The sequence below is a fragment of the endosymbiont of Galathealinum brachiosum genome, assembly GCA_003349885.1.
GTDB lineage: Bacteria > Pseudomonadota > Gammaproteobacteria > SZUA-229 > SZUA-229 > SZUA-229.
Genome location: QFXC01000003.1, coordinates 70,173 through 84,875, shown reverse-complemented (window position 1 = coordinate 84,875; position 14,703 = coordinate 70,173). Strand labels below are relative to the sequence as shown.

Here is a 14,703-nt window from a genome sequence, read left to right as displayed (position 1 = left end):
TAAAGAAACGTTCTTTGTATGAATTAGCTTTAGCTGACGATATCACAAGCAATACGAAACGAGCCCTGACTCTCAATACTAATTTTGAAGTCGCAATCATAGTAATACCCTACATATTCAAAACCAGCATTAAAATAAATTATTTTGACTCCGCCCCCCGTTTTTTTAAGCAACTTGCACTAGAAGAAACACTTAAACTTATTCATTTGAATAAAACCAAAACATAAAGACAGTAGCCTTGAAGTTCATTGCAAAAGGCCTGTTTCACACCTATATATTACCTATGCACCTTTGAAGAGCGCCCTGCTTATAACACTGGCACTCATAAAACCTACTTAGCTCTCACATAAGTAAATATGCCTAAACACAACAAGCAATCTAATGTCGAAATCAAACGCCGCGAATACAATAAGTTTGTAGCTGCTGAATCGATTGAAGACTATGCCCTGCGTTACTCCCCTTCCAGCTTTCGTAACTGGTCTGAGTTTCTCGTAGCCAATACGGCTTTAGGTAGTATTTCATTTCTCGCTCTTGAAGCTATTGGTGCCAGTATCGCCATTACCTATGGTATTGAAAATGCATTCTGGGGCATTCTTGCAGCTTCAATCATAATTTTTCTTATGGGTTTTCCTATTTGCTACCATGCTGCAAAATACAATATAGATATAGATCTGCTAACCCGGGCTGCCGGTTTTGGTTACCTGGGCTCTACCATTACCTCTTTAATTTACGCCTCATTCTGTTTTATATTTTTTGCGATTGAAGCCTCGATTATGGCTCAGGCTCTACTGCTTTACACGGGGTTACCTTTATATATTGGTTATGCCCTTTGCTCTATCATCATTATTCCGATTGTTTTTTATGGTATGACCGCAATCAATCGTCTGCAATTAATCACTCTACCTATATGGCTTACATTAATGATATTGCCATTTGTGATGATCCTGTTAAAAGAGCCAGACTTATTAACCAGTTTTTTTAATTTTTCCGGGACAAAATCAGGTAGTTCAGAATTTTCCTTTTATCATTTTGGTTTCGCATTAGGTATTTCATTAGCACTTATTGCTCAGATAGGTGAACAGGTTGATTACCTGCGTTTTATGCCCGATAAGAAAAAAGAAAACCGTTTTAAGTGGTGGTTTGCTGTCATTCTTGCCGGACCAGGCTGGGTTGTACTGGGATTTTTAAAGCAGATTGGTGGCATACTGCTCGCGGCACTGGTACTACTGGGTGGAGCATCTATATATGAGGCCCGTGAACCAATTTACATGTATAACGCTGCGTACACCTATGTTTTCGAAAACCCCTCTGTTGCATTAAGTATCAGTTTTATATTTGTTATTCTGTCGCAAATTAAAATCAATGTAACCAATGCTTACGCGGGGTCACTTGCCTGGTCAAATTTTTTCTCACGTGTCACTCACTCACATCCGGGACGTGTTGTCTGGTTAGTATTTAATATAACCATCGCTTTAATTTTAATGGAAATCGGCGTATTTGATGTGCTTGAGAAAATACTTGGCCTGTATTCAAATATTGCCATCGCCTGGATAGCCGCTATTGTTGCAGACCTGGTTATTAACAAACCTCTGGGCCTTAGTCCACCGATGATCGAATTTAAACGCGCTCATTTATTCAAAATAAATCCAGTTGGTGTTTTTAGTACTTTAATAGCTTCTATCATTTCTGTAATCGCATTTTCCGGTTTACTCGGTGAACAAATGCAGGCTTTTTCATCCATCATTGCACTGGTAATCGCTTTTATACTTAGCCCAATAATCGCTATTATCACCCGTGGAAAATACTACATAGCACGAGAAAGTCTAAACCTGAGCGATCAGCCTACACACATATGCGGTGTATGTGGAATTCAATACGCCACAACAGATATGGCAAGCTGCAGAATGTATCAGTCTAATATTTGTTCATTATGCTGCACACTGGAGTCACGTTGCCACGACAGCTGCAAAGACAAGCCTGAATTCAGCCTGCGAGAAAAAGCCATCAACTTGGTCGAACCACTGCTGGAAAAACATATGCAACAGGGTGGCATTAGAAGACTAATTAGTTTTTTACTTATTATAATCAGCCTGCTGACCGCAACCGGATTTATACTCTGGACAACTTACATGGTAAGGGCTGATGGTATTGATGAAAAACATTTAATCGCAGTACAGAATGTTTATATTAATCTGTTTTTTATTTCATCTATTCTTTATTTAATTATTGCCTGGTTAGTCGTTTTATTTAGCGAGAGCCGGCGTTTTGTTGAAAGCGAACTAACACATAAAAATCTGGTTCTTGAGAATGAAATATATCATCGTTCAGTTGCTGAAGAGAACTTGCACAATAGTGAAGAGCGTTATCATAGTTTATTAGAGCTCTCCCCAACCGCTATTATTGCAATAAATGAACATTATAATATTGTTCTTTTTAATAAAGCAGCAGAAAGAACTTTTGGTTATAGCGGTAAAGAAGTTATAAACCATCCGCTTGATAAACTTCTTCCTGTTACACATCACAATATTCACAATTCATTAATAGATGAGTATAAAAATAGCAATCAGGATTATGTTTCTTCTATGTCCAGACAGCCAATTACGGTATATAAAAAAAATGGTGATGAATTAAATATTGAAGTAAGTCTGTCAAAAATAAAATTATCTGGAAATTTTTTAATGACAGCAGCTATTACTGATATAACCAGTAGACTGAAAGCAGACAAAAAAATACTACATCAGGCCAATTTCGACACTTTAACTGATTTACCAAATCGTTTTCTTTCTCTAGACCGTTTGTCACAGCTATTACATGAAACTGAACGTAATGATGAAAAAGTTGCTGTACTCTTTCTAGATCTTGATGATTTCAAAAAAGTTAACGACACACTGGGGCATGAAACAGGTGATAACTTACTAATTGAAGCAGCACATAGGCTTAATAGCGTAGTACGCACACAGGATACAGTTGGACGACTAGGTGGTGATGAATTTATCATATTGTTAGGCGGGCTTATTAATGCAACGGATGCACAGCCAATTGCCGAGAACCTGCTGGAGCAGTTCAGAAAAGCATTTAGAATTGAAAACCGGGAGCTTATTTTAACTGCCAGCATTGGCATTGCCATTTACCCGGGCGATGGTAAAGACGCATCAGAGTTATTGAGAAACGCTGACTCCGCCATGTATAACTCAAAAGATCATGGCCGCAACACTTACACCTTTTTTACCGATGCAATGAACAAGGAAGCTTTACGTCGTCTTGCTCTGGAAGAGCAAATTCATGGTGCTCTGGATCGTGGAGAGTTTGAAATATATTATCAGGCTAAAATGAATATCAGTTCTGGAAAAATAATGGGCGCTGAAGCTTTATTGCGCTGGCATAACAAGGCCCTAAAAAATGTTTCACCTGATGAGTTTATACCAGTAGCAGAACAAACCGGATTAATTTTACCCATTGGTGAATTTGTATTGACTGAAGCTATTAACAAAACATCTATATGGCGGGAAAAACATAACACCGATTATAATGTTGCAATTAACCTGTCTCCCCGTCAGTTTAGAGACCCTAATTTAGTAAGTTTCATAGAAAAAACACTTAAACAATCCAGATTACCAAACCATTTAATTGAACTGGAAATAACCGAAGGTGTATTAATGAGTGGACACAGTTATATAGATACTGCACTCGATGAATTACATAAATTAGGTTTAAAAATTTCAATGGATGATTTTGGTACCGGTTATTCATCCCTTAGTTATCTGCGTAGTTATCCATTTAATGTATTAAAAATCGATCGTAGTTTTATTAATGATATTACTAACTCCAAAGCAGATCTGGAACTTGTTAATGCTGCCATTGCAATGGCTCATGGGCTTAACTTAAAAGTAGTAGCTGAAGGTGTTGAAACAGAACAACAGCTGAGTTTATTAAAAGACTTAAAGTGTGATTATGCTCAGGGGTATTTATTTAGCAAACCATTACCCGCCGATGAGTTTGAGCGTTTACTTGAAAGCACATCTAACTGATACGCATCACTATTATAAAAAATTGTCTGATAAACTCACTCATGATTTAATAACTCAAACCGTTTTACAGGAATAAACTAATTACAAAAATACTCGTCACCGGAGCAAATGGATTTGTAGGTAGCCATATATTAGAAACCCTGATGAAAATTCAACACCAGGACCTGGAAATTGTTGCCGCCTGTCGCACCCCATCAAAACTAATTCCATCTTATAAAGGAGAAGTACGTCAGGGAGATTTACGTGACCCGGACTATCTTGACCGGGTATTAGTTGGCGTTGATATTATTTGTCATGCAGCAGGCTGGAGTAGTTTTGAAAAATCTGCAGACACCTGTAATAAAACCTATCTTGAACCAACTCTTGACTTAATTAATCACGCAATTGAATGGCGGGTAAGTCGGTTTATAAACTTGAGTAGTATCTATACTGCTAGCATAAACCAGCGTAACAATGCAGATGCAACTGGCAAACCCCGCGCTTACTGGCCAATGATCAACTGCCATATTGCTGTAGAAGAATATTTACGAAATTATCAGGACCCTCGATGCCAGTTTGTAAATTTACGTCTTGGTTTATACTCGGGTAAACGACTGAATATGGGGCTTTTGCCGTTACTCCTCGCGCGTAGCAATCAGGCAATACTTCCATACGTGACAGGAAAATCAGGATATCTGCCAATAGTTGATGGTAATGATATTGGCCAGGCATTTGTCCGGGCTGCACTGGGACCGTTTGAGTCCAGTTATCATAGTCTGAATATAACCGGCCCCGAAACAGCATCACATACCGATGTAATGTCGTTTATTAATGAACAAATTAAAGCAACTCCTCTAAGACCGGGGCTACCTTCATCTCTTGCTAGCCCTATTCTCTGGCTACAGGGTAAGACACATAAAATAGGTAACCAGCCTCTATTTACTCCCGCTATGATTGATATGCTTAAATGTCCTGTTATTGATAATAAGCAAACCAATCAGCAAATCGGTTATGACCCGGAAGTAAGCTGGCAAGCAAGCTTATTAGACACACTGGAATCATATAAGAATCAGTCACTTAACATCTCACTAAGTCAACCATATCAAGATTTAAACCTGTAAAAAGTCTGTAAAAACCGACTGTTATGACACATCTCCATCGGGGAAAGATCGCGTTTTTTGCGCCCTGTCCCCTGTATTGATGCCATCAAGAGTATTACGGAGTCAACTCACTACACTATCAATTCCTCGTGGTCTCAAAACAGGGGACAGAGCTAACAAGATGCTCAATCCCCGATGAAGATGTGCCAGAGCAGTGTAAAACTGACACATCCCACCTCATCTCAACAAAAAATCAGCAATCCATAATATTCTTATTGAATTTTGTTGACATTTCATAGTCAGACAACTATCTTAGTTTTCAAGGCAAACATAAATATCGCCCTAAAAGATGTAGCTACCCCACTAACCCACCGGTCAGCAAATGCAACCGAAGGAGCCAAAAGATGAGCGCAAACACAGCAAAGATAGATAACAGCAATGATTTAATCAGCATGACTCAAGATGAATTAAATAACTGGTTTGACCAACGTTTTGAAGAACGCAGGCAAAAAGAAGAAGACGACCACGTACCTTCTATGAGCATTATTGCAACCAAGGGCACAATGGACTGGGCGTACCCTCCATTCATTCTGGCATCAACTGCGGCAGCTTTAGGCTGGGATGTTTCTATGTTTTTTACCTTTTACGGCCTGGATCTACTTAAAAAAAACCTGAACTTAAGCGTGAGCCCTATGGGAAATCCGGCCATGCCGATGAAAATGCCTGTAGGTCCTGAATGGTTAAAAAATATTAATATGAATATCCCAAACGCCATTATGGGAAATATGCCCGGATTTGAAACTATGGCAACCGCCATGATGAAAAAAACAACTGAAGTTAAAGGGATTGCAAGCGTAGAAGAGTTGCGTAGTTTATGCCTTGAAGCCGAAGTTAAAATGTTAGCCTGCCAGATGACCGTTGATATGTTTGGTCATAATCAGGATGAGTTCATGGACGAAGTAGATGAATGGGTTGGTGCAGCAAGTTTCTTACCTACAGCTCAAAAATCTGATGTAACCCTGTTTATATAAATCAGTCATAAATAGAAGGAATTATAAAAAGTTTTTAGTCTGCATTGTTATATTAAAGTTTTGCCAGCAATTCCCCTGTTTGTCTCCCCGACAATCAGGGGCCTTTTAATTACAAAATGAGTATTTATGTTATGAGAATAGTGACCGGTCAGCAAGCACCCGATTTTAATTTAACTGATATAAGTAATATAGAATTCAAACTTGAACGATTAAAAGGCAAACGTTATTTACTGACCTTTTATCGATTTGCGTCATGTCCTTTTTGTAATTTACGTTTGCATAATATAATTAAAGAAGTTGAAAAAGGCAGCTACGGTGATGACTTTGAAGTTGTTGCTGTATTTGATTCCTCATTAGAAAACCTACAGAAATTTGCCACAAAACATCAATCACCTTTTCCAATTTTAGCTGATGAAGATAATTCAATTCATCGTTTATATCAGGTTGAACATTCTATTTCAGGCGTTTTTAAAGGCATGTTATTCAGATTTCCCGGTTTAATGTTAAGTATGTTTAAGGGTTATATTCCGTGGCGCATTAAAGGTGACATGACAGCTATGCCTGCAGATTTTCTAATTGATGAAAAAGGGATTGTACAAACTGCCTATTACGGAGATGATGAAGGTGATCATATTCCATTACATGAAGTGAAACAGTTTGCGCAGAAAAGAGGTGAGCTGGATGCTGACTTGCTGGAAGTGTAATTAATAAGAGAGAATAATTTTCAGAGGTTGGGGTCGGAGTAAAATACAGCTTAATTAACTATAAAATTAGCTTACTCTATATTAATTAATATTTGACTCAGCTCCCGGTAGTACAACTATTGAAGATCACCTAAAGCAAGCTTTATACTGTCTCTAATCTTATCAATTTGCATAACAAGATTTTGTGTTGCTGTTTCATCATCCTTAACCATTTGCCAGGATTCACTCCATAGTGTCTTTAAATCATTTGAATCACGTTCGACATGCGGGCTTATCAAACTGCTTAAATCAACGATTAAACCAACTTTAACCCAGGCTTTTCTCGGGCTTCCATCAACCATGTTTTTATCATAATGGGCAGCATATATTACCTGTTCCATTTCAGATAGTTGTGTTAACACTTCAAACGATGCAGTACGAATATTATTATTATCTTCCGTTAACTCCATACGCCAGGCATTATAACTAAATCCCAGTACAGCAAATAACATACTGAATATTGATGTTATATAAAACAGTTTTAATTTATGTTCAAGTTCCATGTCTAACCCCCAAATACACAATTAAAATATTTTTTAGAAGTTAGCTTTAGCTAACGAAAATGTAACAATGTGATGCGAGCGGCCTAATTAAAGAACAACTTACTCCTGCTGTCTCATAAAATAAGTTTTATTTAATAATTCACATTACATTACACTAAAGATCGTTATGCCATACTTAAATTTTAATGGCTAATTCCTACAGAAAAACATTTTAACTATTTTTTTGCCAGACCAGTATTCTGTTATTAGCTGGCATTTCAATATCTTTTAATAATTTCATGCCATTTTGATTAGCAAAACTCTCAATAGTTTCAAAATCTTTAATACAACTATATGGATTGCGTTGTTTTAACCATACATCAAAATTAGCATTACTTTCTGAGGTGTAATTTCCGTTGTAATTAAAAGGACCATATTGAGCAAATAATCCACCTTGTTTTAAATATTTACCTACATGAGATAACATCTTTTCAGCCTGTGCCAGAGATATGATATGAGTGGTATTTGCTGTAAATATATAATCCTTTTTATCGACAGACCAGAAAGGCATATCAACATCAAGAACAAGTGGTTGCTTTATTCGATTATGTATTACTTCATCTAACCACATTTTCATTCCAGCATGTTCGGCTTCAAGATCACCGGGCTGCCAGATTAAATGGGGTAAATACTCAGTAAAAAATACCGCATGCTGTCCTGTGCCGCTACCAATTTCAAGCACATCACCGGGCTCGATAAACAGTGTTTTTAATACATCTAAAATAACCTGCTGGTTCTGTTCACAGGATGGCGCATTGGGTTTGTTCATCATATTTCCTGAAAACAATTACTCTGTTATGGAACATATACATCGGGGACTGAGTGACATGTACCTAAACAAAACACACTCTTACCAGTTAATAAACAGGATGATGCCTACTGATAACTATTATCAAATATCAACTATAAAACTCTTTTAGCACTCTGAATAAGTAATAGGCATCCCAGCGTCCCGCAAGTTCCCTGATTGAATGCATTGCAAATGTTGGTACGCCTACATCCAGCGTCTTTACTCCTGTTTCACTGGCTGTTATCGGCCCGATTGTACTGCCACAGGCCATATCAGTTCTCACAACAAAAGACTGCACAGGCACATCTGCTTTTTTGCATAACTGTTTGAAAAGTGCACTGGTATCACTGTTCGTTGCATAACGTTGGTTAGCATTAGTTTTAATCACCGGTCCCTGATTAATTTCAGGGCCATGATTATTATCATGTTTATCAGCAAAATTAGGATGTACCGCATGTGCATTATCAGCAGAAACCATCATTGATTTATCTATCATGCGTACAGTATTTTCATGACTACCACCAATACGCTCTAACACTGACTGTAAAAACGGCCCCTGAGCTCCACATGCTGATGCACTGCCCACTTCTTCATGGTCCGTACAGATTAATAATTTACTTCCCGGGTTGCAGGTTTCAGTCATTGCCATTAAACCGGTGTAACAACTGAGTAAATTATCCAGACGTGCACTGGCGATGAAGTCCTGATGTAAACCAACATAAGCGGGTTGCTGAACATCATAAAAACTTAGCTCATAATCCAGCACTTCTATTGCACCCGTTTCATCTTTAATTTTATGTAATAAAATATCTTTAAAAGACGGTTTATCTTTTTTTTCTGAAGGTGGCAATTTTAAAAGTACAGGGGGTATATCTGTTTGTGAATTAATACTACGGTCTTTATTCGCTTCACGATCTAAATGAATGGCCAGACTGGGAATAATCGCAATAGCATCTTCAAAGTTAATTAAAATACTATCTAAATCATCATTTTCATCAATAAAATTCACTCGCCCTGCTAATGATAAGTCACGATCAAACCAGGGATTTAATAAAGCACCACCATAAACCTCTACACCTAATTGATAGTAACCTTTTTTCAACATATCCGGTTCAGGTTTCACTTTTAAACACGGGCTATCGGTATGAGCACCTACCATATTAATGCCATTACTGACCGGATCTTCACCCAGTTTAAATGCCATTATAGATGAGTCATTTCGTGTAACGTAGTATCCCTGTTTTTCTTCTAACTGCCAGCTATCTGATTCAAATAAACGTTGATAACCTGCACACTCCAGTTTATATATCATTCCCTCTACCGCATGAAACGGAGTGGGAGACAGAGCGATAAAATCCATTAAGTCAAAGTTGAATTTTTCGTCGTTCATTATGTTTCCTATTTTATAAAATATTGCCACAAAGGCAAAAATAACTTAGCCAATTCTATAAAGCATTTTCTCATCGTAACCGGTAATCACCGGTACCATGCCATATAAAGATTTATTTAATTCTTCATCCCCCGTATCAACCCGCATAGGCTGACCGTTTAACGAATGAATTTTTTCAGGGGTGGAGATAATAACAATATTATCCAGTCCAATACGCCTGATTACTTGAGGGCTAATTTGCTGATTACCTCGTCCAAATAAATGCCCCTGCCCTCCAATTATAGTAATAATTAAACTAACTTTTTCATGCTTTTCAAGTAACTCAAGAATCTGAGATTCATCTACATCACCCATTACTAGCTGATGCTCTTTCACCGCATCAAGGCCTAACAATGTAGCAGGCAACTGTAATTCATCAAGTATAGCTTTGGGTGTTGTACCCGAACCAATTAAATACAGAACATCGTCATCCATAGTCTCTACTATAAAAGCGGCGATATCCTGCAGTGTTATTTCCTTATGGTTAATTCCACCTTCTTTCATGTTCTGCATAAACTGATTTTCTGCGGGCACATTTAAATAACCATGCAATTTTGCTTTTACCCGGTCATGCCTGAATTCATCTTCGTCTATATCCATAACCGATGCTTCGGTTAACGTCAGGGCACGGCCTTTTATGATTAAACCAAGTAATTCACCTGCATGTACCGGGGTTACTGCATAAACCGACGAGTGTATTTTACAACCTGCGGGCACACCGATAACAGGAGGTGCAGACTTTAGCTTTTCCAGAGCATGATAAACATTTCGTGCAGTACCATCACCTCCGGCAAACAAAAGCAGATCTATACCCTGCTCTACACATAACTGAACTGTTTTTTCAGTATCACTGGCAGATGTGTGGGTATTATTCAGCTGATTAACGACAGTTGTTTGAAAACCCAGAGACAGGCTGAGATTTTCACCCATTTCATTTGCGGCTGTATAGATATGAATATCACTTTTATAATCAACCAGCATTTCTAATGCCTGTTGCATACGCGATTCAGCTAAAGCAACAGCTCCACGTTGACGAGCCAGTTGTTGAATGTCTTCACCATCTGAACCTTTAAGAGCAACCCTGCCCCCAATTCCCGCAACCGGGTTAATTATTAAACCTAATCTGAACAAATCGTTTTCCGCTTTACTATTTTTAAATGATACTATCTATCTGCAGGTGCTCCTTCAGGTGCAGCTACAGGATTTTTACAACTACACTATTATGACCTATTTCCACATTCAGGATTCGATAGATTTATTATGAGCTACAAACACCCTTTTCTGCCCAGACGTCAATCTATTGCGGTGCAAGTTGGCAATATCACTGTAGGTGGTGATTCTCCCATCGTTGTTCAATCTATGACCAATACGGACACAGCTGATGAAGAAGCAACGGCAAATCAAATAGCCGAGTTGGCAGCGTCTGGTTCAGAAATGGTACGTATTACGGTTGATAAAACGGAATCAGCCGCTGCTGTACCCGGTATCAAAGCACGTTTAAAACACATGGGTATTAATGTGCCACTGGTTGGTGACTTTCATTTCAATGGTCATAAATTACTAACGGCTCATCCGGGGTGTGCAGAAGCGCTGGATAAATACCGTATCAATCCCGGTAATGTAGGTCGGGGTAAACGCGGTGATGAACATTTTGCCACCATGATAGATATCGCGGTTAAATATAATAAAGCGGTTCGAATAGGCGTTAACTGGGGCAGTATGGATCAGGAACTGCTTGCAAAATTAATGGATGAAAATGCAAAAGCAGACAGCCCTAAAGAACCCAAACAAATCATGTTTGAAACGGTAATTCGCTCTGCACTGGAAAGCGGAGAAACAGCAGAAAAACTGGGCTTACCAAAAAGCAAAATTATTCTTTCCTGCAAAATGTCTGATGTGCAGGATTTAGTGACTGTGTATCGTGCCATGGCTGAACGCTGTGATTATGCATTACACCTTGGATTAACCGAAGCCGGTATGGGGTCAAAAGGCATCGTTGCATCAACTGCAGCTTTAGCTATTTTATTACATGAAGGCATTGGTGATACTATTCGAATTTCACTCACGCCAGAACCCGGGGCTGCTCGCACCAAAGAAGTGATTGTTGCCCAGGAAATCTTACAAACCATGGGGCTGCGTGCATTTGTACCTTTAGTCACGGCTTGCCCGGGTTGTGGAAGAACATCCAGCACTTACTTTCAGGAGCTGGCTGAACAAATTCAAACTTACCTACGCGAACAAATGCCGGTTTGGGCCACTCAGTATCAGGGTGTAGAAACCATGTCGGTTGCAGTAATGGGTTGCGTTGTAAATGGCCCCGGTGAAAGCAAACATGCCAATATTGGAATCAGCTTACCCGGCACAGGTGAAACACCCGTAGCGCCCGTATATGAAGATGGTAAAAAAACAGTCACACTAAAAGGCGATAATATTGCCGCTGAATTTCAGGGTTTGGTTGATCAGTATATTGAACGTAGTTACGAAAAATTATAATTGGTTGCGCCCCCTCTTTTCAATAACCATAATAACTCCTACAGATTCATATCAGGAAACTGGTTTCATGAAACTTAACTTAAAATTATTTTTTCTGCTTACTACAATTTTTATATCATCATGCTCAGATGAAAAACTATCTCCAGAAGATGAAATAAAAAAGTATATTGAAAGTGCAAAACTAGCTGCAGAAAATAGAAGTTTCAGTGACCTGGCAGAATTAATCGATGATAACTATCGTGATCAAAATAAACTGGACAAAAAACAGTTAGCTAAAAAAGCTCAGGCTTATTTTTATCTTAATCAAAATATTCACCTGTTAACTAAAATAAACAATATAACACTTCAAGATGACAACAACGCATTTGTCGTTTTGCACATCGCAATGGCAGCTAATATTATTGCAGATTCGAATGCCCTGACCAGCCTCCGGGCACAGGTTTATAAGTTTGAACTGCTATTAATAAAAAAAGATAGCTGGTTTTTACAACAGGCGAAATGGCAGGTCGCTACTGTAAAAGATATGCTCTAACAGATCATGCCCAATCTAACGATGGCAATTTATCCTGTGTTCCCAAATGTGATAACAAACTGGAACGCAACCAGGCCTGTAGATTTTTAGCCAGTTCAGGGTCACCTAGCACGTTCACATCACCCTTGTTTACCGCAATATTCAGTTCTAACTGACATGTCCATATAGCAGTCATGGTTGCCAATGACGAACGAATAATAAGATCTACTTCATGCCCCGGATCATTCAAACATAAATCAATATGATTATTTTCAGAGATTAACCACCAGTCACGGGCACCTTTAGGTGCATCCGGGTATTCAAATTGCACAACAACCCTGTGCTCAGGAAACTGCGTAGCATCAACACTGCGACGCATATCCCACATAAGCAGGCTCGCATCCAGATCATCATCACCCAGTGTTGTTTTAACCCAGCGATGCCCCCATGCCCCCATTAATTCCACAATGGGACGTAACTCATGACCGGCAGCTGTTAATTTATACGCCCCTTTCTCTGCCTGACGCTCAATCACGCCTGCACTTTCAAGTTGTTTTAATCGCCTTGAAAGTAAAGTAGGCGACATTAATGGCACGCCTTTACGTAACTCGTTAAAACGCGTACTACCCGCAATAAATTCACGCACCACTAAAAGCGTCCAACGTTCACATAACAATTGTGTAGCCTGCGCAAGGGGACAAAACTGACCATATGTCTTCATATACAAACCTTTTAACATCATAATTCTGAATTAGTTTGCCAGTACAGATTGTGTACTTCCAGATTTAAATGATTAATGTTAGATTTAAGTCACACTATAAGAACAGTATGAGCACAAGCTTATACCCCCAAGGAGATTTGCATGACTGCTTCACTTTACGAAAGACTAGGCGCTACGACAGGTATTACTGATATTGCTAATGATGTGGTAGAAAATCACTTAAAAAACCCGGCTATAGCAAACCGGTTTAAAAGTACAGATGTAAACGCATTAAAAAATGGCGCTGCTACTTTCTTTATTATGGGAACAGGTGGACCCGAGGTATATAAAGGTAAAGATATGTTAGCAACACATAAAGGCATGAATATTTCTGCCATTGAGTTTATGGCTGTACTGGATGATGCACTGGATGCAATGGCAAAAAACAATGTTGGTCAACGTGAACAGGAAGAAGTTTTATTTGTTCTATATAGTATGCGTGCAGATATTGTTCTGGTTTAACGCAGCATCCTTTGTGCTCACACAAAATTAGAAATAATTTTGTGTGAGCAAACTGGCTATACTTTAAGGAATAATCGAAGGATCCGCCGGCGTATGTAAAGTAATCGTGCACTTGGAAGACCCGGTTAACTGACTTGGGTCATTCTGATTAAAATTAAGTACACCGTTAAAACAGATGGAACCAACCATCCCTGCAGCTTTACCTTCACCGGCTATTTCTTTTAAACCACCACAGCCCATAATTCGAATCGGGTTAATACCCGCAACCGGATCAAAATCAGGACTATTTACAACCGGCCCCCACATATTAATCGCACGCCCTTCTAAAGGCACACCCGCATCAGATGTTAATACCGCACCATCTTTTAAATTTAAATTACAACTACCGGTTAAACAGCTAAATCGAATTACCGGGTCTGTTGGTTGCCCGGAAAACGTAATCTGTCCATTCTCCAAATCAGCTGTTTTGCGCCAATGGGGAGTATAGTCTGTAACCTCCCCTGATCCTGCAATCCATAACGGCGCAAAACCCGGGCCATTAATTGTATAAACAGGTAATCCTTCGGGGGTGAAGCCAGTAAATTGTCCGCTAATTTTAAAATCAATTAAATACTCAACCGGTTCGGTTTGAGAATGACCTGCCAACACCATATTAGATGTAATTAATGCAACAATAGAAAATCCAGTCTTCGTCACTTTGTTTTTTATATTTTTCATTTTTATCTCCATTTATTTTTTCATTTAGCGCAGTTTATAAATAAAAATACGCCTTATCTCTATTAGTTGAACAGTAGATAAATTGCAAATAAATATATATGCCATACAGGTCACAAAT

General features: G+C 38.7%; 14 protein-coding genes. 8 read left to right on the top strand and 6 right to left on the bottom strand.

Annotated features, from left to right (window positions below; genetic code table 11):
• Nucleotides 1-14 precede the first annotated feature (14 nt).
• From DIZ80_01790 to DIZ80_01770, 5 genes are all read left to right on the top strand, one after another.
• Nucleotides 15-227 (top strand): hypothetical protein, encoded by a 213-nt coding sequence (locus tag DIZ80_01790; protein ID RDH85683.1) that lies wholly within the window; start codon nt 15-17, stop codon nt 225-227.
• 129 nt (nt 228-356) lie between these two features.
• Entirely contained in the window at nt 357-4,028 is a 3,672-nt protein-coding gene (locus tag DIZ80_01785; protein ID RDH85682.1) for a hypothetical protein, read from the top strand.
• An 80-nt stretch (nt 4,029-4,108) separates the two neighbouring features.
• A complete protein-coding gene (locus DIZ80_01780) occupies nt 4,109-5,128 on the top strand; it encodes a hypothetical protein (protein ID RDH85681.1) in 1,020 nt (339 codons plus the stop codon).
• A 431-nt stretch (nt 5,129-5,559) separates the two neighbouring features.
• Nucleotides 5,560-6,138 carry an NADH-quinone oxidoreductase subunit F gene (locus tag DIZ80_01775; GenBank protein ID RDH85753.1) on the top strand — a complete coding sequence of 193 codons (579 nt, stop codon included), beginning with the start codon at nt 5,560-5,562 and terminating at the stop codon, nt 6,136-6,138.
• A 116-nt stretch (nt 6,139-6,254) separates the two neighbouring features.
• Nucleotides 6,255-6,842 carry a hypothetical protein gene (locus DIZ80_01770; GenBank protein RDH85680.1) on the top strand — a complete coding sequence of 196 codons (588 nt, stop codon included), beginning with the start codon at nt 6,255-6,257 and terminating at the stop codon, nt 6,840-6,842.
• Between the two features lie 116 nt (nt 6,843-6,958).
• Here the strand turns inward: DIZ80_01770 and DIZ80_01765 are convergent, their stop codons facing one another.
• From DIZ80_01765 to DIZ80_01750, 4 genes are all read right to left on the bottom strand, one after another.
• Nucleotides 6,959-7,384 (bottom strand): hypothetical protein, encoded by a 426-nt coding sequence (locus tag DIZ80_01765; protein RDH85679.1) that lies wholly within the window; start codon nt 7,382-7,384, stop codon nt 6,959-6,961.
• A 211-nt stretch (nt 7,385-7,595) separates the two neighbouring features.
• A complete protein-coding gene (locus DIZ80_01760) occupies nt 7,596-8,195 on the bottom strand; it encodes a methylase (protein ID RDH85678.1) in 600 nt (199 codons plus the stop codon).
• 127 nt (nt 8,196-8,322) lie between these two features.
• The gene (locus DIZ80_01755; protein RDH85677.1) at nt 8,323-9,603 is read right to left on the bottom strand and encodes a M18 family aminopeptidase; all 1,281 of its coding nucleotides are present in this window, start codon (nt 9,601-9,603) and stop codon (nt 8,323-8,325) included.
• Nucleotides 9,604-9,648: 45 nt separating this feature from the next.
• Nucleotides 9,649-10,773, bottom strand: a complete 1,125-nt coding sequence (locus DIZ80_01750; protein ID RDH85676.1) for an ATP-NAD kinase — start codon at nt 10,771-10,773, stop codon at nt 9,649-9,651.
• A 129-nt stretch (nt 10,774-10,902) separates the two neighbouring features.
• On the opposite strand from DIZ80_01750, the gene ispG reads away from it, so the two are divergent.
• Together ispG and DIZ80_01740 are read left to right on the top strand one after the other, a co-directional pair.
• The gene (ispG, locus tag DIZ80_01745) at nt 10,903-12,135 is read left to right on the top strand and encodes a 4-hydroxy-3-methylbut-2-en-1-yl diphosphate synthase (protein RDH85675.1); all 1,233 of its coding nucleotides are present in this window, start codon (nt 10,903-10,905) and stop codon (nt 12,133-12,135) included.
• A gap of 67 nt (nt 12,136-12,202) precedes the next feature.
• Nucleotides 12,203-12,667, top strand: a complete 465-nt coding sequence (locus tag DIZ80_01740) for a hypothetical protein (protein RDH85674.1) — start codon at nt 12,203-12,205, stop codon at nt 12,665-12,667.
• Between the two features lie 4 nt (nt 12,668-12,671).
• Here the strand turns inward: DIZ80_01740 and DIZ80_01735 are convergent, their stop codons facing one another.
• Nucleotides 12,672-13,367: a transcriptional regulator gene (locus tag DIZ80_01735; protein ID RDH85752.1), complete on the bottom strand. Its 696-nt coding sequence runs from the start codon at nt 13,365-13,367 to the stop codon at nt 12,672-12,674.
• A 141-nt stretch (nt 13,368-13,508) separates the two neighbouring features.
• Between DIZ80_01735 and DIZ80_01730 the strand changes: the two genes are divergently transcribed.
• On the top strand, nt 13,509-13,868 hold the full coding sequence (locus DIZ80_01730; protein ID RDH85673.1) for a group 1 truncated hemoglobin: 360 nt from the start codon (nt 13,509-13,511) through the stop codon (nt 13,866-13,868).
• A 63-nt stretch (nt 13,869-13,931) separates the two neighbouring features.
• Here DIZ80_01730 and DIZ80_01725 read toward each other — a convergent pair whose 3' ends face one another.
• On the bottom strand, nt 13,932-14,585 hold the full coding sequence (locus DIZ80_01725; GenBank protein ID RDH85672.1) for a hypothetical protein: 654 nt from the start codon (nt 14,583-14,585) through the stop codon (nt 13,932-13,934).
• Between the last annotated feature and the right edge of the window lie 118 nt (nt 14,586-14,703).

Coding starts and splice junctions, on each gene's coding strand:
- DIZ80_01785 (RDH85682.1), top strand. CDS start 357: ATGCCTAAACACAACAAGCAATCTAATGTCGAAATCAAACGCCGCGAA.
- DIZ80_01775 (RDH85753.1), top strand. CDS start 5,560: ATGACTCAAGATGAATTAAATAACTGGTTTGACCAACGTTTTGAAGAA.
- DIZ80_01770 (RDH85680.1), top strand. CDS start 6,255: ATGAGTATTTATGTTATGAGAATAGTGACCGGTCAGCAAGCACCCGAT.
- DIZ80_01765 (RDH85679.1), bottom strand. CDS start 7,384: ATGGAACTTGAACATAAATTAAAACTGTTTTATATAACATCAATATTC.
- DIZ80_01760 (RDH85678.1), bottom strand. CDS start 8,195: ATGATGAACAAACCCAATGCGCCATCCTGTGAACAGAACCAGCAGGTT.
- DIZ80_01755 (RDH85677.1), bottom strand. CDS start 9,603: ATGAACGACGAAAAATTCAACTTTGACTTAATGGATTTTATCGCTCTG.
- ispG (RDH85675.1), top strand. CDS start 10,903: ATGAGCTACAAACACCCTTTTCTGCCCAGACGTCAATCTATTGCGGTG.
- DIZ80_01740 (RDH85674.1), top strand. CDS start 12,203: ATGAAACTTAACTTAAAATTATTTTTTCTGCTTACTACAATTTTTATA.
- DIZ80_01735 (RDH85752.1), bottom strand. CDS start 13,367: ATGAAGACATATGGTCAGTTTTGTCCCCTTGCGCAGGCTACACAATTG.
- DIZ80_01730 (RDH85673.1), top strand. CDS start 13,509: ATGACTGCTTCACTTTACGAAAGACTAGGCGCTACGACAGGTATTACT.
- DIZ80_01725 (RDH85672.1), bottom strand. CDS start 14,585: ATGAAAAATATAAAAAACAAAGTGACGAAGACTGGATTTTCTATTGTT.